This window comes from Streptomyces sp. NPDC001530 (genome assembly GCF_042894545.1).
GTDB lineage: Bacteria > Actinomycetota > Actinomycetes > Streptomycetales > Streptomycetaceae > Streptomyces.
In genome coordinates, this window is record NZ_JBIAVS010000019.1 from 100,956 (window position 1) to 119,311 (window position 18,356).

Here is an 18,356-nt window from a genome sequence, read left to right on the forward strand (position 1 = left end):
CAAAAGGCCAGGTCAGAACGGATTGTCAGTGGCATACCTCACGATGGGCACATACGGCCACAGTGCCGTCACACAGACGACAGGAGGTTCGTCATGGCCAGCTCTTCCGCAGCCGCCGCCCGCCGGCGCCGCGCCACCGGCCCTGCCCCCTCACTGACCGGCCCGGCGAGCGACGTGCACCCCGTGCTGCGCCGGGCCACGGCCCCGCCCGCCGCCCTCGATCTGCTCGCCCAGGCCCGCGCCGGACTCGACGAAGCCACGGCCCTGGAAACGCCCAACGAGCGGTATGCGACGGCCCACTTGGCCGCCCTGCGCACCGCCGCCGCCGTCCTCGCAGCACGGGGCCGCCCTGAGACCACGCCCCGACGCCGGGCCCGCATCCGCAGCGCCTGGGAAGTGCTCCCCGAAATCGCGCCCGAACTCACCGAGTGGAGCGCCCTGTTCGCCTCCGGCGCCACCCGCCGCGCCCGCGCCGAGGCGGGCATCCCGGGCGCGGCCGGCAGCCGCGACGCCGACGACCTGATACGCGACGTGGCGATGTTCCTGCGCCTCGTCGAGCGGATGCTCGTGCTGCAGCCCGTCCTGCCCCAGCCACGGCAGGACGGCGACGGGGAGGTCCCGGACGCGGGCTGACCGGCACCGGGACCACGGTTCGCCGCACCGTCCGGTGCGTGATCCGCCGGGTGAGACGGAGGATCGGCTACGGCTGCGGAGGCAATAGGGTGGAGGCGCCTGAAGCCTTCCGCCCCGGCAAGGGGGCCGGGAGGCCCCCCGATCGCTCCGCCGTGCAAGAGGCGGTGCCGCGCCGAGGAGTCAACTGCCGTGTCGGACCCGATGCGCCCCCGCGCTTCTCTCCGTACCGCCGTGGTCTGGGAGGTCCTCAAGGACGCCCTGGACCGCCGGGTCAAGGCCACGGGCCGGGAGTCCCTCGACGTACTCGACACCGGAGGCGGCAGCGGCAACTTCGCGGTGCCCGTGGCCCGCCTCGGTCACCGCGTCACCGTCGTCGACCCCAGCCCGAACGCGCTGTTCGCGTTGGAGCGGCGGGCCGCCGAGGCCGGCGTCGCCGACCGTGTCCAGGGCGTCCAGGGTGATGCGCACGGCCTCTTCGATGTGGTCGAGCGCGGTGGCTACGACGCGGTGCTGTGCCACGGCGTCCTGGAGTACGTCGACGACCCCGCCGAGGGCGTGCGCAACGTGGTGGACGCGCTGCGCCCCGAGGGCGTCCTCAGCCTCCTCGCCGCAGGCCTGGGCGGAGCCGTGCTGGCGCGCGCCCTCGCCGGGCACTTCAAGGAGGCCAAGCAGGCGCTCGATGACCCGGACGGACGCTGGGGCGAGGGTGATCCCGTACCCCACCGCTTCACGGCCGAACAGCTCACCGCCCTGGTCGAGGGCGCGGGCCTGCGCGTCGGCGCCGTGCACGGCGTGCGGGTCTTCGCCGACCTGGTGCCGGGGGTCCTCGTGGACACCGAGCCGGGGGCCCTGGAGGCGCTGCTGAAGCTGGAGGCGGCGGCGGCCGAACTCGCCGCTTTCCACTCCGTGGCGACCCAGCTCCATGTGCTCGGTGAGACGCAGGGAGCGGCTGAGGGCTGAGCCGCCTCCCGTGGTGCGCCGCTGATCAGGGGCTTGGCGGCAGATGGAGTACGCCACAGACCCCCCGATTGGGTGCGCGGCGCCGTATGATCGAGGGAGACCGTCCGGCATGACGGACCGTTCGCTGGGGAATGCACGCCTCAGTGGATCGGGGTGCCATGGCGGGTTCCGGTTGGCGAATTGGCGTAGAGGGGCGGGTTTCACGGGGGCGATTCCCTGCCTATCCTGAAGGGGACCCCCGGTCGCCCCGGCGACTGCACGATGAGGAGGACTCCGTGCCGCTCTCGGAGCACGAGCAGCGAATGCTCGAGCAGATGGAGCGAGCGCTGTACGCCGAAGATCCCAAGTTCGCGACAGCGCTTGAGGGAAGCGGGCTGCGTACGTACACCCGGCGACGGGTCTACCAGGCGGTCGCGGGCTTCCTGGTGGGTATCGCGCTCCTCATGGCAGGAATGGTCGCACAGCAGATCTGGGTAAGCGTGGTGGGCTTCCTTGTGATGCTGGGCTGCGCGGTGCTTGCCGTCACCGGTTGGCGCAAGGCTCCCAAGCCGGGGGAACAGCCGGCAGCGTCCGGCTCACCCGCCGCTCGCCGTCAGGGCCGACAGCGCCGCTCCCTGATGGACCGCATCGAACAACGCTGGCAGCGCCGCCGCGACGAACAGGGCCACTAGCCCTCCGAGCGCCGTAGCCGAAGACATCACTTGAGGGGGTGTCCACCCAACTGGGTGGACACCCCCTCAAGCACGCCCCGAAACCCCGGTGCCGTCGTAACCGTCGTAGCTGTGGGCATACGCGCCGCTAGGGGCGGCACGGGTGGGCACAGCGGCACCCTGCACGCGCCGGTAAGTACACCCACCCCGACCCCAGCCCCGGTGCCCGGCGCCAGTGGAGGGGCAGTGGCGGTGTCCGGCGCCAGCGGTAGGGCAGCGTCCGCGATCAGCGCGCAGCCCTCGACCCGGAGGTCGGTGCGTCGCCCCGGACCGGGCCGTCAGCGGGCCGCCCCCCGACCCGGCGATCAGCGCGCCGCCCCAACCCCGCCAGGGACCGGGGCGGCAAGGCGCCGTCCGGCTTCAGCTGTTCTGGCTTGAGGGGCGGCGCAGCAGCGTCTCTCTGCGGGCCGTGAGGCGGGCTGTCAGGGTCGCCCAGCGGGCCGAGGCCGCCCAGACCACCCTGATGGCTGAGCGAGGCACGAGAAGGGCACGGAGGTGGGCCGGACGGCTCGCGGAGGTGCGGAGCGCGTCCGCGATACCGCGTGCGTCGTCCGCGAGACCCGCCACCGGTCGGGGACGCGGCGCGTAGAGCACCTGCTCCACGGCCGCCGCCAACCGATGCACCGCGGCCGACGCAGTGGGATCGAAGCCCCCGAGACGGACGATCCGCGCGGCCGCCTTACGTGGCGTCTGCGACTCGTCCGGCGCGATCCCGTAGTCCCACGCCGTATCGGTCACCTCCTGCCAGGCCCCCAGCGTGTACGCCGCCGCGTCCGCCTCGGTGCGGCCGTGCCCGCCGAGCCGCACAGCCCGTATCCGCATCCGCCACAGCATCGGCAGCAGCGGCAGGCCCAGGACCAGGAGGCCGGCCAAGGTCAGCCCGAGGATCTTGAACCACGGCCAGTTGTCGTCGTGGGACTTGAGCGCGGCCGCCGCGGATGCGCTCGGGCACGCCTCCAGCTTCCGCTGCTGAGCCGTGCAGCTCTCGCTGGCCGACGGCGCGGCGGAAGGCGCCGTGGACGACGACAGCGTCGGCTTCGGCACGACCGGCACGTCGCTGCCGGGCGTGACGGTCTGGGTGTACTCCGGCACCGTGCCCCGGTTCGGGGTCGGCTCGAAGCGGGTCCAGCCCACTCCCTCGAAGTACAGCTCGGGCCAGGCGTGCGCGTCCCGCAGACTCACCGACATCGAACCGTCCGCCTCCGGGGAGCCGGGCGTGAAGCCCACCGCCACGCGGGCCGGTATCCCCAGCGTCCGGGCCATCGCGGCCATCGCGAAGGAGAAGTGGACGCAGAAGCCCTCCTTGTCCTTCAGGAAGCGCGCGATCGCGGCGGAGCCGCTGCCGACCTGCACCTGGGTGTCATACCGGAAATTGCCGCTGGAGGCGAAGTAGTCCTGGAGCTTGACCGCCTGCTCGTAGTGGTTGGCCGCGCCCTCGGTGACCTTGCGGGCGGTCGTCGCCACCACCGCGGGCAACGACTCCGGCACCTTGGTGAACTCGCGCCTCAGCGCCGCCGACGGCTCCGGCGCGCTCGCCAGCTGCCCCGCGGTCGGCTGCACGATCAGGCTCGTGACGTCGTACTGCACGCCACGCGTGTTCTGGCCGTGGTCCCCGACGAGGGTGCGCCCCACGGGCTCGTACCGCCAGCTGCCCTTGATGTTCACCTTGCTGGCCGGGTACGGCATCGGGAGCCAGTCCTGCGCGTACCAGTCGGCCGCCGAGATGCGGGTCTGGATCGAGCTCCGCTGGACGTCGGTCCCGAGGCCGATCGGCGTCGGGAAGGTGCCCGGCACATCCTGGATGCGCCGCTGGGCCGGCTTCCAGGCCGTCCCGTCGAAGTCGTCCAGGGAAACGATCCGCAGATACAGGTCCTGGGTGTCGTCGGTGTTGGTGCGGTACGTCATGACCGTACGGTCCTCGTCCACGTTCAGGCTGTCACGGAGTGAGACCAGCGGGTTCACCGCGGAGATCGTGCCGCCGCCCCCGGAGCCCGTGCCCACGCCCGTCCCCGCGCCGTCCAGCAGGCCGCCGTCGAGCGAGGGCAGGCCCAGCGGTACCACCAGGGCGATGCCCAGCGCGACCGCGCCGATGCGCCGCCCGGTGCGGACCGGAGCGACGGCGCCGCCGGCGGAGTCGGGGCCTGGTGTGCGGGGCGCCCCGCCGAAGACGCGACCCCACTGGGAGAGCCGGTCGCGGCCCTCGGCCAGCAGCAGCATCAGATAGCCGGCGGCCGCGAGCAGGAACCACAGCCATGCGGCGCCGCCGCCGGAGAGGCCCGCGGCGACCGAGTACAGCGCGAGCAGCGGCAGTCCCGCGGGCGCCGCGCTGCGGTACGTCACCGCGAGCGCGTCCACCGCGAGCCCGATCACCAGGACGCCGCCGACCAGCATGAGCCGGATGCCATCGGACAGCGGGGCCGGAATCGAGTACCGCCCGACGTCGTCGGCGCCCGCTTGCAGCAGCACTCCGAAGTGCCGGAAGACGTCGGGGCCCGGGACGATCCCGACGACGGCCTGCTGCCGGGCGAAGGACAGGGTGAGCAGCATCAGCGTCACCAGCGCCTGCACCGCCACGGTCAGCGGCCGGGCCAGCGGAACCCGCCGCATCAGCGCGCCCACACCGGTCTGCACCGCCAGCAGGAACGCCGCCTGGAAGATCCAGGTCGCCGGGTCGACCAGCGGCAGCAGGGCGCAGGCCGCCATCAGCGTGGCCGCCGCCGCGCACAGTGCCAGTCGCGCACGCCCGCTCATGAGCCATCGCCCCCCGCCGTACTCCCCGTCGACGCGACGTGCCTGCGCTGTCGGTCGGCCTCCCGCCACAGGTCGGCGAGCCCCGCCCCCCGCGGCACCATCACGGCGGTCCAGCCCGCCTCGCGCAGCATGCGCAGTCGATCCTCACTCTTGTCCAACGAGCCGGGGACATCGGTCGGTTCCCGCACCCAGGTCTCACTGTCCAGCAAGAAGGCGACGGCCCCGCCGCTGCGCTGGCGCATCTTGCCGAGCACCGAGGCCTGCTCCTCGTCCAGATCGCCGAGGAAGGCGATCAGCAGCCCCTCGTTCCCACCGCGCAGCACGTCGTACGCCCGGGACAGGCCCGTGCCGTCCGAGTGGTCGATGACGGCGAGCGTGTCCATCATCAGCCCGGCCGCGTCCGCTGACTCCTGGCTGGCGCCCGCGAACCCGTCGGCGCCCTCTCCGGGCACCGAGCTGCCGGTGTCGGTCAACAGCCGTACCGAAAAGCCCCGTTCGAGCATGTGCACCAGCGTCGACGCCGTGCCCGACACGGCCCACTCGAAGGCCGAGTCCGGGCCCGCGCCCTGGAAGGCGATGCCCCGGGTGTCGAGCAGCACCGTGCAGCGGGAGCGCTGGGGCTGCTCCTCACGGCGGACCATCAACTCGCCGTAGCGCGCGGTCAGGCGCCAGTGCACCCGGCGCAGGTCGTCGCCGTAGCGGTACCCGCGCGGGATGATGTCGTCCTCGCCGGCCAGCGCCAGCGAGCGCTGGCGTCCGTCGCCGTACCCCTTCGCCTCGCCGGTCAGCCGCACCGACGGCAGCGCCTCCACGCGCGGGATGACCGTCAGGGTGTCGTACGTCGAGAAGGAGCGGGTCAGCTCGCACATGCCGAAGGGGTCGGTGAGCCGCAGCTGCAGCGGCCCCAGCGGATAGCGGCCGCGCAGGTCCGAGCGCACCCGGTAGGACACCTCGCGGCGGCCGCCCGCCTCGACCCGGTCCAGGACGAAGCGGGGCCGCGGACCGAGCACGTACGGCACCCGGTCCTGGAGCATCAGCAGTCCGGTGGGAAGCCGCGAGACGTTGTCCATCCGCAGATGGACGCGGGCCTCGGAACCGGCGGGCACGCGCGCGGGGGAGAGCCTGCGGCTGCCCGCGACCCGGTAGCGGGTGCGGTACAGCACGGTGGCGCAGACCAGCGGCAGCACCGCGAGGAGCAGGCCGACCCGGAGCAGATCGCTCTGCCCCAGGACGTACGCGCAGATCGCGGCGGCGACGCCGGCGGCCAGGAAGGAGCGCCCCCGCGTGGTGAGCCCGGCGAGCGCGGTGCGCAGCCCGCCCTTGTCCTCCTCGGCGGTGTGCCCCGTGCCCCCTTGTGTCATCACAGCCTCCGGGGCGGCTGCTGGCCGTACGCGGGCGTGCCGCGGCCCATCGTGAAGCCGGCCTGCTGCTGGGGGGCCGCGGGCACGGGGGTGCGCTGCAGGATCTCCTGGACGACCTGCTCGGCCGTACGGCGGTTCAACTGCGCCTGGGCCGTGGGCAGCAGACGGTGGGCCAGGACCGCTACGGCGAGTGCCTGGATGTCGTCCGGCAGCGCGTACTCCCGGCCGCTGAGGGCGGCGGACGCCTTCGCCGCGCGCAGCAGGTGCAGCGTGGCACGCGGCGAGGCGCCGAGTCTGAGGTCGGGGTGGGTGCGCGTGGCGGCGACCAGGTCCACCGCGTACCGCCGCACCGGGTCGGCGACATGGACCGTGCGGACCGCGTCGACCAGCTTCACGATCTCGTGCGCGTGCGCCACCGGCTGGAGGTCGTCCAGCGGGTTCACCCCGCCGTGGATGTCCAGCATCTGCAACTCGGCGTCCGCGCTGGGATAGCCGATGGAGACGCGGGCCATGAAGCGGTCGCGCTGGGCCTCGGGCAGCGGGTAGGTGCCCTCCATCTCGACCGGGTTCTGCGTGGCCACCACCATGAAGGGGCTGGGCAGTTCGTAGGTCTGCCCGTCGATGGTGACCTGGCGCTCCTCCATCGACTCCAGGAGCGCGGACTGCGTCTTGGGCGAGGCGCGGTTGATCTCGTCGCCGATCACGATCTGGGCGAAGATCGCGCCCGGCTTGAACTCGAAGTCCCGGCGCTGCTGGTCCCAGATGGACACACCCGTGATGTCCGAGGGCAGCAGGTCGGGCGTGAACTGGATACGCCGCACCGAGCAGTCGATGGACCGCGCCAGCGCCTTGGCCAGCATGGTCTTGCCGACGCCCGGGACATCCTCGATCAGAAGATGTCCCTCGGCGAGCAGCACGGTCAGCGAAAGCCGTACGACCTCAGGCTTGCCTTCGATCACTCCTTCCACCGAACTGCGGACACGCTCCACAGTGGCGGTCAGATCCGTAAGGCTCGCTCGATCGTCATAGGTCGTCACCCGGCCCTCCTCGGCCCGTTCTCGGGCCGACGCCCTGTGCGGACCGGCCCACCCCGAAACACGGACACCACGCGTGAAAAGTTCCGCGTGACGCCACACCCGCATTCTTGTTGCCGTTACCGGTTCGTGTCACTCGCCTGTGGATAACTGGCCGCGATATGTCAGGTCTTGGGGCCCTTTAGGTGCCGCAAGCCCGGGGTTTTTCGTGAAGAGAGCGTCCCACGAGGCGCCGCGGGGCGGCGCGTGGGGGTCCGGCGGTGCCGGTCAGACGGGGTCGATCTCGCGCAGCAGACCGGTCGTGACGTCGAAGACGAAGCCGCGCACGTCGTCGGTGTGCAGCAGGAAGGGGGACGTGCGCACGCGCTGCATCGACTGCCGTACGTCCTGTTCGACGTCCCGGAAGGCCTCGACCGCCCAGGCGGGGCGCTGGCCGACCTCCATCTCCAGGTCGTGCCGGAAGTCCTCGGTGAGGGACTCCAGGCCGCAGCCGGTGTGGTGGATGAGGACCACGCTGCGGGTGCCGAGCGCCCGCTGGCTGATCGTGAGGGAGCGGATCACGTCGTCGGTGACGACGCCGCCCGCGTTGCGGATGGTGTGACAGTCGCCCAGCTCCAGGCCGAGCGCGGCATGCAGGTCGAGCCGGGCGTCCATGCACGCGACCACGGCGACGTGCAGCACGGGACGGGCGTCCATCCCTGGGTCGTTGAATGCGGCGGCGTACTGCTCGTTCGCCTCGACGAGGCGGTCCGTGACGGTGCCGGCACTGGTTATGGCGCCTTCGGGCTCGGTGGGAACGGATGCAGAAGTCGTCATAGCTATGACGGTACTGGTCACGTGGGGTCCGGTCCTGCTGTGAGATCGGAAAAACAACGTCATCGTGTCCTCTTGTGAGGTAACCCACACGGGTGGCGGAAGTGCACCTTTCCGAGTGATTCTTTCCGATTTACCGCTTCGCACGCGTCCGGCCTCACGACGCGCATGCCGGTTGATTGACCGCGAGACACGGTGGACTAAAGTGACGCGAAGCGGGAGGCGAGGCTCTCCCTGCTGGTGTTATCCCCCGGAGACACGGCGATTTTCCGGCGTCTCCCCACGTGCGCGGCGCGTACGTACGGCTCGGCCTCCTCCCGCTCCCGGTCGGCTGACGCCACTCACCCGGCGCCAGCAGGCCTCCCCTTCTCGAGCGGGCGGGGACCCGGCGGTGCGTACGCCGCGCCGGAACTGAGAGGGCCCCTTGAGTCAGAGTCGACACGTCCCGGTGATGCTCCAGCGGTGCCTGGACATGCTGGCCCCGGCCCTCACCGAGCCGGGAGCCGTGGTCGTCGACTGCACCCTGGGGCTCGGCGGCCACAGTGAGGCGCTGCTCACCCGGTTCCCCGAGGCCCGTCTCGTGGCCCTGGACCGCGACAAGGAGGCGCTGCGCCTCTCCGGGGAGCGGCTCGCCCCCTTCGGCGACCGAGCCACCCTCGTGCACGCGGTCTACGACGAACTCCCCGAGGTGCTCGACCGCCTGGGCATCCCGCGCGTCCAGGGCGTCCTGTTCGATCTCGGTGTCTCCTCCATGCAACTCGACGAGGCGGACCGCGGCTTCGCGTACGCGCAGGACGCCCCGCTCGACATGCGCATGGACCAGACGACCGGCATCAGCGCGGCCGAGGTGCTCAACACCTACCCGGCGGGCGAACTGGTCCGGATCCTGCGGGCGTACGGCGAGGAGAAGCAGGCCAAGCGGATCGTCTCCGCGATCGTGCGCGAACGCGAGAAGGAGCCCTTCAGCAATAGCGCGCGGCTCGTCGAGCTGATCCGTGACGCGTTGCCCCAGGCCGCCAAGCGCACTGGCGGCAACCCCGCCAAGCGCACCTTCCAGGCGCTGCGCATCGAGGTCAACGGCGAACTCAGCGTCCTGGAGAGGGCCATTCCCGCGGCCGTGAAGGTGCTCGCCGTCGGTGGCCGGATCGCCGTGCTGTCGTACCACTCGCTGGAGGACCGGCTGGTCAAGCACGTGTTCGCGGCCGGCGCCGCCACCACCGCGCCGCCCGGCCTGCCGGTCGTCCCCGAGCGCTACCAGCCCCGGCTCAAGCTGCTCACCCGCGGTGCCGAACTTCCCACCGAGGAGGAGATCGCTGAGAACCGCCGAGCGGCTCCCGCCCGGCTGCGGGGGGCGCAGCGCATTCGCGAGGATGCCGAGTGAGGCGTGGGGAGAGGGAGGGCGCGTGAGTCGGACACCCGAACTCACGGGACGCGATGGGTTTGGAATCCGAACTCGCGGGACCTCGCGGGTCGGGGATCCGGATCTGCAGGCTGAGGCGGGTTGGAAAACCGAACCCACTGGACGTCGAGAGTTGGGGATCCGAACCCGCCGGGCGGTCCGAGGCCGGGATCGGGCAGTGCAAGGCCGGGACCAGACGGTCCGAGGTCGGGACCAGGTGCTCCGAGGCCGGGATCGGACGGTCCGAGGCCGGGATCGGGCAGTGCAACGCCGGGACCAGGCGCTCCAAGGCCGGGGGACCGAACCCGCGACACGGCCCGACACCACCATGCGAGCCCCGCAGGATCACCGTGCGTCGGGAAAACCAACCCGCAGGGAGGGCGCGTGAGCAGGAAACCCGAACTCAGAGGTCGGGCCGCCCGGCTCGCGCGGCTGCTGCCGGCCGGCGCCGGACAGGCCGCCCGTACCCCCTTCGTCCTGCTGGTCGTCCTCCTGCTCGGCGGCGGCCTCATCGGGCTCCTCGTGCTGAACTCCGCGCTCAGCGAAGGGGCGTTCCGCCTCGACGACCTGCAGAAGGACACCAAGAGCCTCACCGACGAGGAGCAGGCCCTCCAGCGGGACGTGGACGACTACTCCGCCCCCGACGCCCTCCAGCGCCGCGCCCGCGAACTGGGCATGGTCCCCGGCGGCGACCCGGCCTTCCTCAACCCCGACGGCACCGTCAAGGGCGTCCCGGGAGCCGCCCAGCAGTCCTCCGTACGGATCCCGATGCCGCTCGCGCCCGAAGTCCTCGCCCCGGCCCCGAGCCGGACCCCGGCTCCCACCCCGAGTCCCACCCCGCCGCCCGCCGCGCAGCCGTCCGCGGCCGTGCCGTCCCCCCAGGCGACCACCCCGGCCCCCACCCCGTCCGCACAGCCCTCCACGACCCCCGGCAGGTGACGGAAGTGTCCGACAGGGAACCGCCGCGCCGCCGCGTGCCCGGACCCGCCAGGCCCGTACGTCCGGCAAGCGGAAGCCAGCGGCCCCCGGGTCCCGGTGCCCGCCCCGCGCGCCGCCCGAGCGCACCCCGGCCGAGCGGCCCGCGCATCATCCGGCTCGGCAACCCCCGCCCGCGCCTCCGCCTGGTCAGCCTCGCGCTGACCCTGGTGATGGTCGCCTTCGTCGTACGGCTGCTCCAGGTGCAGGCCGTGGACGCGAGCACCTATGCCGCGAAGGCCGAGCGGAACCGGTACGTCGGGCGCACGCTGGCCGCCGAGCGCGGCGGGATCACCGACCGCAACGGCGTCGAGCTGGCGACGAGCGAGGACGCGTACGACATCACGGCCGATCCGACGATGTTCACGCGGAAGGCGACGAAGGTGACGGACGCGCCCGAGCAGGCCGCCGCGCTGCTCGCCCCGATCCTCGGCCAGAGCACGGACGCCGTCGCCAAGAAGCTGCGGACGAAGAACACCCGCTACACCCTGCTCGCGCACCGCCAGACCCCCCAGGTCTGGAAGCAGATCAAGGACCTGAAGACCACGCTCGCGGCCAAGGAGGAGACCGACAAGAGCACGGTCAACGTCCTCGCGGGCGTCCTCGCGGTCCCGGCCAGCAAGCGGGTGTATCCGAACGGCGATCTCGCCGCCGGGATACTGGGCTGGGTCAACGCCGACGGCAAGGGCGGCGGCGGTCTCGAGCAGCAGCTGAACAAGGAGCTCGCCGGCAAGGACGGCAAGATCCGCTACGCCCAGTCCGGCGGCCGTCAGGTGCCGACCGCGGGCTCCACCGAGACGCCTGCCGTGGCCGGATCCGACGTCGAGCTGACCATCGACCGCGACATCCAGTGGGCCGCGCAGAACGCCATCACCGAGCAGGTGAAGAAGTCCAAGGCGGACCGCGGGTACGTGATAGTGCAGGACACCCGGACCGGCGAGATCCTCGCCATGGCCAACTCGCCCGGCTTCGATCCGAACGACCTCTCCGAGGCCGACCCGGACGGCCTGCACAACTGGAGCCTTGAGGACGCCTTCGAGCCCGGCTCCACCGCCAAGCTGATGTCGATGGCCGCCGTCCTTCAGGAGAACGCGGCCACGCCCGACACGCATGTGGTCGTGCCCAACCGGCTGCACCGCGGCGACCGGCTCTTCCAGGACGACGTCGACCACCCGACCTGGTACCTGACGCTCAACGGCGTGCTCGCCAAGTCCAGCAACATCGGCACCATCCTGGCGACCGGCCAGCTCGGTAAGACGCAGAAGCAGGCCAACCAGGTCCTCTACTCGTATCTGCGCAAGTTCGGCATCGGCAGCCACACCGGGCTCGGCTTCCCCGGCGAGACCGCGGGCATCCTCGCGCCCCCCGGCACCTGGTCGACGTCGCAGCAGTACACGATTCCTTTCGGCCAGGGCGTGTCGATCAACGCGATGCAGGCGGCCTCCGTCTACTCGACGATCGCCAACGGCGGCGTCCGTGTCGAGCCGACGCTGGTGCGCGGCACCAAGGGGCCCGACGGCCGCTTCACCCCCGCCGCCCAGCCCAAGAAGACAAGGGTCGTGAGCGAGAAGACGGCGAAGACCCTCGCCCAGATGCTGGAGTCCGTCGTGGACGACGAGCAGGGCACCGGCATCAAGGCGCGCATCCCCGGCTACCGAGTCGCGGGCAAGACGGGTACGGCCAACCGCGTGGATCCGGCCACCGGCAGGTACCACGGCTACACCTCGTCCTTCGCCGGATTCGCACCCGCGGACAACCCGCGGATCACCGTCTACTGCGCGATCCAGAACGCCACCAAGGGCAGCTACTTCGGCGGCCAGACCTGCGGACCCATCTACAAGCAGGTCATGGAGTTCGCCCTGAAGACCCTCCAGGTCCCGCCCACCGGGGCGAAGGCCGCGAATCTGCCCGTCAGCTTCACACCGTGATCCACTCCGACCGCACGCCCTGATCAGCCCACACGCACAACGGACCAGGAACCAGCTCGTGACAACGATCACCCCGGATTCCGGGAACCCCCCTCCGCCGCGGCCCTCGCTTCGCTCCGGCGGGGGTGCGCCCGGTACGCTCACCGCCGTGCCACACGCTGATCAGTCCCAAACCACCCAGAAGGGCGTTCCTGTGACATATCCGGGGCCGCCACGACCGGTTCACGTCTCCGCCACACCCCTCGCGGAGCTCGCCGGTCAGCTGGGCGCCACCGTCCCGGCGTCGACCGCGGAGGTCACGGGCATCACCCATGACTCGCGGGCCGTGCGCCCCGGCGACCTGTACGCCGCGCTGCCCGGCGCCCGCCTGCACGGCGCCGACTTCGTGACCCAGGCGGCCGGTCTCGGCGCCGTCGCCGTCCTGACCGACCCGACGGGCGCCGAGCGCGCCGCGGCCACCGGGCTGCCGGTGCTCGTCGTCGATGACCCGCGCGGGGCCATGGGTGAGCTGGCGGCCACGATCTACGGCCACCCCGGCCGCGACCTGCTCCAGATCGGCATCACCGGCACGTCCGGCAAGACCACGACGGCGTACCTCATCGAGGGAGGCCTGAAGACGGTCCGCTCCACCGGTCTGATCGGCACGGTCGAGATGCGCATCGGCGACGAGCGGATCAAGTCGGAGCGCACGACCCCCGAGGCCACCGACCTCCAGGCGCTGTTCGCGGTCATGCGCGAGCGCGGGGTCGAGGCGGTCGCGATGGAGGTCTCCAGCCACGCGCTGGTCCTCGGCCGCGTCGACGCCTGCGTCTTCGACATCGCCGTCTTCAACAACCTCAGCCCGGAACACATGGAGTTCCACTCCGACATGGAGGACTACTTCCGGGCCAAGGCGCAGCTGTTCACCGCGAAACGCAGCAGACTCGGTGTGATCAACCTCGACGACGAGTACGGCCGCAGGCTCGCCAAGGAAGCCACCGTCCCGGTCGTCACCTTCTCTGCCGAGGGCCACCCCGACGCCGACTGGCGCGCCCAGGACGTCGAAGTCGGCCCCATGGACTCCACGTTCACCGCGGTCGGCCCCAAGGACGAGCGGATCAACGCCAGATCGCCGCTCGCGGGCCCCTTCAACGTGGCGAACACCCTCGCCGCGATCGTTGCCCTCGCCGTCGCCGGCATCGACCCGCAGACCGCCGCCGACGGCATCGCCGCCGTGCCGGGCGTCCCGGGCCGCCTGGAGCGCGTGGACGCGGGCCAGCCCTACCTCGCCGTCGTCGACTACGCCCACAAGACGGACGCCGTGGAATCGGTCCTGCGTGCCTTGCGCAAGGTCACCGAGGGCAAACTCCACGTCGTACTCGGCTGCGGCGGCGACCGCGACAAGACCAAGCGGATGCCGATGGGCGCCGCCGTGGCCCGGCTCGCCGACACCGCCGTACTGACCTCCGACAACCCCCGCTCCGAGGACCCCCTCGCGATCCTCGCAACCATGCTCCAGGGCGCGGCGTCCGTACCCGTACACGAGCGCGGTGAGGTCCAGGTCTTCGAGGACCGGGCCGCCGCCATCGCCGCAGCCGTAGCCCGCGCGCAGCCCGGGGACACCGTGCTGGTCGCGGGCAAGGGCCACGAGCAGGGCCAGGACATCGCCGGGGTGGTGCGTCCCTTCGACGACCGCCAGGTGCTTCGCGAAGCTATCCAGAAGACCCAGGGATGAACTTGTGATCGCCCTCTCTCTCGCCGAGATCGCAGCAGTCGTCGGCGGGCAGACGTACGACATACCGGATCCGGCGGTACAGGTCACCGGACCCGTCGTCATCGACTCCCGCCAAGTGAAGGACGGCAGTCTGTTCGCCGCTTTCGTGGGCGAGCGCGTCGACGGGCACGACTACGCGAAGCGGGCCGTCGAGGCGGGCGCGGTCGCCGTGCTGGCGCAGCGCCCCGTCGGCGTGCCCGCGATCGTCGTGGACGACGTCCAGACGGCCCTCGGCGCCCTCGCGCGCTCCGTCGTGGAGCGGACGGGGGCGACCCTCGTCGCGCTCACCGGCTCGGCGGGCAAGACGAGCACCAAGGACCTGATCGCCCAGGTGCTGAACCGCAAGGCACCCACCATCTGGCCGGAAGGCAATCTCAACAACGAGATCGGCCTCCCGGTGACCGCGCTGCGCGTCACCGACGAGACGCGGTTCCTCGTGCTGGAGATGGGCGCGCGCTACGTCGGCGACATCCGCTACCTCACCAGCCTCACCCCGCCGAAGATCGGCCTCGTCCTCAACGTCGGCACCGCCCACATCGGCGAGTTCGGCGGCCGCGAACAGATCGCGCAAGCAAAGGGCGAGCTCGTCGAGAGCCTTCCGGAGGACGGCGCCGCGGTCCTCAACGCCGACGATCCCCTCGTACGCGCCATGGCATCCCGTACGAAGGCCCGCGTGATCCTCTTCGGAGAGTCCGACGAAGCGGACGTACGCGCAGAGAACGTCCGTCTCACGGAGAGTGGACAGCCTTCCTTCAGCCTTCGCACACCCTCCGGGTGCAGTGACGTGACCATGCGCCTGTACGGTGAGCACCACGTGTCGAACGCGCTCGCCGCGGCCGCCGTCGCCCATGAGCTGGGCATGTCCGCAGACGAGATCGCCCTCGCGCTCTCCGAGGCGGGCTCCCTCTCCCGCTGGCGGATGGAGGTCACCGAGCGTCCGGACGGCGTGACGGTCGTCAACGACGCCTACAACGCGAACCCCGAGTCCATGCGAGCGGCCTTGCGCGCGCTCGCGGCAATGGGCAACGGACGTCGTACGTGGGCGGTGCTCGGTCAGATGGCCGAGCTCGGGGACGAGGCGCTCGCCGAGCACGACGCGGTCGGACGGCTCGCCGTCCGGCTCAACGTCAGCAAGCTCGTCGCGGTCGGGGGCAGGGAAGCGTCCTGGCTCCAACTGGGCGCATATAACGAGGGTTCGTGGGGTGAGGAGTCGGTGCACGTGTCCGACGCACAGGCGGCTGTCGACCTGCTGCGCAGTGAACTGCGCCCGGGGGACGTCGTGCTCGTGAAGGCGTCCAGGTCGGTCGGGCTCGAACGGGTGGCGCAGGCGCTGCTCGACGGTGGCGTTGAGGGTGAGGTTGCCGCCCGATGATGAAGCAGATCCTGTTCGCAGGAGTCATTGGCCTTTTCCTGACCCTGGTCGGCACTCCGCTGCTGATCAAGCTCCTGGCCCGCAAGGGCTACGGCCAGTACATCCGCGACGACGGCCCGCGCGAGCACCACGCCAAGCGCGGTACACCGACCATGGGTGGTATCGCCTTCATCCTGGCGACGCTCATCGCGTACTTCCTCAGCAAGGTGATCACCGGCAAGCCGCCGACGTTCTCCGGACTGCTGGTGCTCGGTCTGATGGCGGGCATGGGCCTGGTCGGCTTCCTCGACGACTACATCAAGATCGTCAAGCGCCGGTCGCTGGGTCTGCGGGCCAAGGCGAAGATGGCCGGTCAGCTGACCGTCGGTATCGCCTTCGCGGTGCTCTCGCTGCAGTTCGCGGACAACCGCGGCAACACCCCGGCCTCCACGAAGCTCTCCTTCGTCCAGGACTTCGGCTGGTCCATCGGCCCGGTGCTCTTCGTGGTCTGGGCCCTGTTCATGATCCTCGCCATGTCGAACGGCGTGAACCTGACGGACGGCCTGGACGGTCTCGCCACCGGCGCCTCGGTGATGGTCTTCGGCGCGTACACGTTCATCGGCGTCTGGCAGTTCCAGGAGTCCTGCGCCAACGCGACGACCCTGACCAACCCGGCCGCCTGCTACGAAGTCCGCGATCCACTCGACCTCGCGGTCGTCGCCTCCGCGCTCATGGGCGCCTGCTTCGGCTTCCTGTGGTGGAACACCTCGCCCGCCAAGATCTTCATGGGTGACACCGGTTCGCTCGCGCTCGGCGGCGCGCTCGCCGGTCTCGCGATCTGCTCCCGTACGGAGTTCCTGATCGCGCTGCTCGGCGGCCTCTTCGTGCTGATCACCATGTCGGTCGTCATCCAGGTCGGCTCGTTCCGCCTCACCGGCAAGCGCGTCTTCCGCATGGCCCCGCTCCAGCACCACTTCGAACTCAAGGGGTGGTCCGAAGTCCTTGTGGTGGTCCGCTTCTGGATCATTCAGGGCATGTGTGTGATTGTCGGACTGGGCCTCTTCTACGCAGGATGGGCAGCCAAGAAGTGATCGACTGGCAGGGCAAGAACGTCACCGTCGCCGGGCTCGGTGTCTCCGGCATCCCGGCGGCCAAGGTGCTGCACGGCCTCGGCGCCCTCGTCACGGTCGTCAACGACGGCGACGACGAGCGCGCCCGGGCCCAGGCCGCGGAGCTGGAGGCGCTCGGCATCACCGTGCGCCTCGGTGACGGCGCGACCCTGCCCGAAGGTACCGAGCTCATCGTCACAGCGCCCGGCTGGAAGCCGGACAAGCCGCTGTTCGCCGCGGCCGCCGAGGCGGGCGTCCCGGTCTGGGGCGACGTCGAACTCGCCTGGCGGCTGCGCGGCCCCGACGCCGCGCCCTGGCTCGCGGTCACCGGCACCAACGGCAAGACCACGACGGTCCAGATGCTCGCCTCGATCCTGAAGGCGGCCGGACTGCGCACGGCGGCGGTCGGCAACATCGGGGTCTCGCTGCTGGACGCGGTGCTCGGCGAGGAGCAGTACGACGTACTCGCCGTCGAACTCTCCAGCTACCAGCTGCACTGGGCGCCCTCGCTGCGCGCCCACTCCGCCGCCGTACTGAATCTGGCGCCCGATCACCTCGACTGGCACGGCTCGATGGAGGCGTACGCCGCCGACAAGGGCCGTATCTACGAAGGCAATCGGGTCGCCTGCGTCTACAACGTGGCCGACAAGGCCACCGAGGACCTGGTGCGCGGGGCGGACGTCGAGGAGGGCTGCCGGGCGATCGGCTTCACGCTCGGCACTCCCGGGCCCTCCCAACTCGGCGTCGTGGAAGGCATCCTGGTCGACCGCGCCTTCGTCGAGGACCGGCAGAAGAACGCCCAGGAGCTCGCGGAGGTGTCGGACGTCCATCCGCCCGCCCCGCACAACATCGCCAACGCCCTTGCGGCGGCGGCCCTGGCGCGCGCCTTCGGGGTGCCCGCCGCGGCGGTACGCGACGGGCTGCGGGCCTTCACGCCGGACGCCCACCGCATCGCGCACGTCGGCGATGTGGGCGGGGTCGCCTACGTCGACGACTCCAAGGCCACCAACACCCATGCCGCGGAAGCCTCTTTGGCGGCGTACGAGTCGATCGTGTGGATCGCGGGCGGGCTCGCCAAGGGCGCGACCTTCGACGAGCTGGTCGCCAAGTCGGCAAAGCGACTTCGGGGCGTTGTGCTGATCGGTGCGGATCGCGCGTTGATCGGCGAAGCGCTCGCGCGACACGCGCCGGAGGTACCGGTCGTCGACCTCGACCGGACCGACACTGGGGCGATGCTCGCGGCGGTTCAGGAGGCGCGGCGGCTCGCTCGCACCGGTGACACGGTGCTGTTGGCCCCGGCTTGCGCCTCCATGGATATGTTCGCCAACTACAACAAGCGCGGTGACGCTTTCGCGGAGGCGGTTCGCGAACTCGACGCCGTCGACGGCTGACCCGGGTCCGCCTCGCCTGACGGCGCCGGGCACACCTGGGAGGGACGCGTGACACGGATCCGGCTGGGGCTTCGTCGGCGGCTATCCGCCGGTGGCACGGCGCTGTGCCGGCCGGTCCCTTCTCCAGTGCCTGAACGGCCTGGGGGGCCCCCGAGCGGGACGCCCTCCCACAGCGTGAGCGGCACCGT

Annotated in this window: 14 protein-coding genes; 10 read left to right on the plus strand and 4 right to left on the minus strand. The window is 71.3% G+C overall.

Annotation, left to right across the window (positions count from 1 at the left end):
- Nucleotides 1–93 precede the first annotated feature (93 nt).
- The 3 genes from ACFY0T_RS34675 (at nt 94) to ACFY0T_RS34685 (ending at nt 2,264) form a co-directional block, all read left to right on the plus strand.
- A complete protein-coding gene (locus ACFY0T_RS34675) occupies nt 94–633 on the plus strand; it encodes an SAV_6107 family HEPN domain-containing protein (RefSeq protein WP_388879759.1) in 540 nt (179 codons plus the stop codon).
- Between the two features lie 189 nt (nt 634–822).
- Nucleotides 823–1,593: a methyltransferase gene (locus ACFY0T_RS34680; protein ID WP_388879762.1), complete on the plus strand. Its 771-nt coding sequence runs from the start codon at nt 823–825 to the stop codon at nt 1,591–1,593.
- A gap of 275 nt (nt 1,594–1,868) precedes the next feature.
- A complete protein-coding gene (locus ACFY0T_RS34685; RefSeq protein WP_388879764.1) occupies nt 1,869–2,264 on the plus strand; it encodes a DUF3040 domain-containing protein in 396 nt (131 codons plus the stop codon).
- 399 nt (nt 2,265–2,663) lie between these two features.
- On the opposite strand, the gene ACFY0T_RS34690 is transcribed toward ACFY0T_RS34685, so the two are convergent.
- The 4 genes from ACFY0T_RS34690 to ACFY0T_RS34705 all read right to left on the minus strand — a co-directional run bounded on the left by ACFY0T_RS34690 (nt 2,664) and on the right by ACFY0T_RS34705 (nt 8,265).
- The gene (locus ACFY0T_RS34690; RefSeq protein WP_388879767.1) at nt 2,664–5,054 is read right to left on the minus strand and encodes a DUF3488 and DUF4129 domain-containing transglutaminase family protein; all 2,391 of its coding nucleotides are present in this window, start codon (nt 5,052–5,054) and stop codon (nt 2,664–2,666) included.
- A complete protein-coding gene (locus ACFY0T_RS34695) occupies nt 5,051–6,415 on the minus strand; it encodes a DUF58 domain-containing protein (protein WP_388879770.1) in 1,365 nt (454 codons plus the stop codon). The genes ACFY0T_RS34690 and ACFY0T_RS34695 overlap by 4 nt, the downstream gene beginning before the upstream one ends.
- Nucleotides 6,415–7,452 carry an AAA family ATPase gene (locus tag ACFY0T_RS34700; RefSeq protein ID WP_388879772.1) on the minus strand — a complete coding sequence of 346 codons (1,038 nt, stop codon included), beginning with the start codon at nt 7,450–7,452 and terminating at the stop codon, nt 6,415–6,417. Before ACFY0T_RS34700 ends, ACFY0T_RS34695 begins: the two co-directional genes overlap by 1 nt.
- Nucleotides 7,453–7,716: 264 nt before the next feature.
- Nucleotides 7,717–8,265: a beta-class carbonic anhydrase gene (locus ACFY0T_RS34705; protein WP_388879775.1), complete on the minus strand. Its 549-nt coding sequence runs from the start codon at nt 8,263–8,265 to the stop codon at nt 7,717–7,719.
- 421 nt (nt 8,266–8,686) lie between these two features.
- Between ACFY0T_RS34705 and rsmH the strand changes: the two genes are divergently transcribed.
- The 7 genes from rsmH (at nt 8,687) to murD (ending at nt 18,168) form a co-directional block, all read left to right on the plus strand.
- The gene (gene rsmH, locus ACFY0T_RS34710) at nt 8,687–9,643 is read left to right on the plus strand and encodes a 16S rRNA (cytosine(1402)-N(4))-methyltransferase RsmH (RefSeq protein WP_388879778.1); all 957 of its coding nucleotides are present in this window, start codon (nt 8,687–8,689) and stop codon (nt 9,641–9,643) included.
- A gap of 402 nt (nt 9,644–10,045) precedes the next feature.
- Nucleotides 10,046–10,600, plus strand: a complete 555-nt coding sequence (locus ACFY0T_RS34715; RefSeq protein WP_388879781.1) for a septum formation initiator family protein — start codon at nt 10,046–10,048, stop codon at nt 10,598–10,600.
- A 5-nt stretch (nt 10,601–10,605) separates the two neighbouring features.
- Nucleotides 10,606–12,564 (plus strand): penicillin-binding transpeptidase domain-containing protein, encoded by a 1,959-nt coding sequence (locus tag ACFY0T_RS34720; RefSeq protein WP_388879783.1) that lies wholly within the window; start codon nt 10,606–10,608, stop codon nt 12,562–12,564.
- Between the two features lie 193 nt (nt 12,565–12,757).
- Entirely contained in the window at nt 12,758–14,278 is a 1,521-nt protein-coding gene (locus ACFY0T_RS34725; RefSeq protein WP_388879786.1) for a UDP-N-acetylmuramoyl-L-alanyl-D-glutamate--2,6-diaminopimelate ligase, read from the plus strand.
- Between the two features lie 4 nt (nt 14,279–14,282).
- Complete coding sequence (gene murF, locus ACFY0T_RS34730; protein ID WP_388879789.1) at nt 14,283–15,689, plus strand: UDP-N-acetylmuramoyl-tripeptide--D-alanyl-D-alanine ligase; 1,407 nt, start codon at nt 14,283–14,285, stop codon at nt 15,687–15,689.
- On the plus strand, nt 15,686–16,759 hold the full coding sequence (gene mraY, locus ACFY0T_RS34735; protein WP_369245985.1) for a phospho-N-acetylmuramoyl-pentapeptide-transferase: 1,074 nt from the start codon (nt 15,686–15,688) through the stop codon (nt 16,757–16,759). Before murF ends, mraY begins: the two co-directional genes overlap by 4 nt.
- On the plus strand, nt 16,741–18,168 hold the full coding sequence (gene murD / locus ACFY0T_RS34740) for a UDP-N-acetylmuramoyl-L-alanine--D-glutamate ligase (protein WP_388879794.1): 1,428 nt from the start codon (nt 16,741–16,743) through the stop codon (nt 18,166–18,168). The genes mraY and murD overlap by 19 nt, the downstream gene beginning before the upstream one ends.
- Nucleotides 18,169–18,356 lie beyond the last annotated feature (188 nt).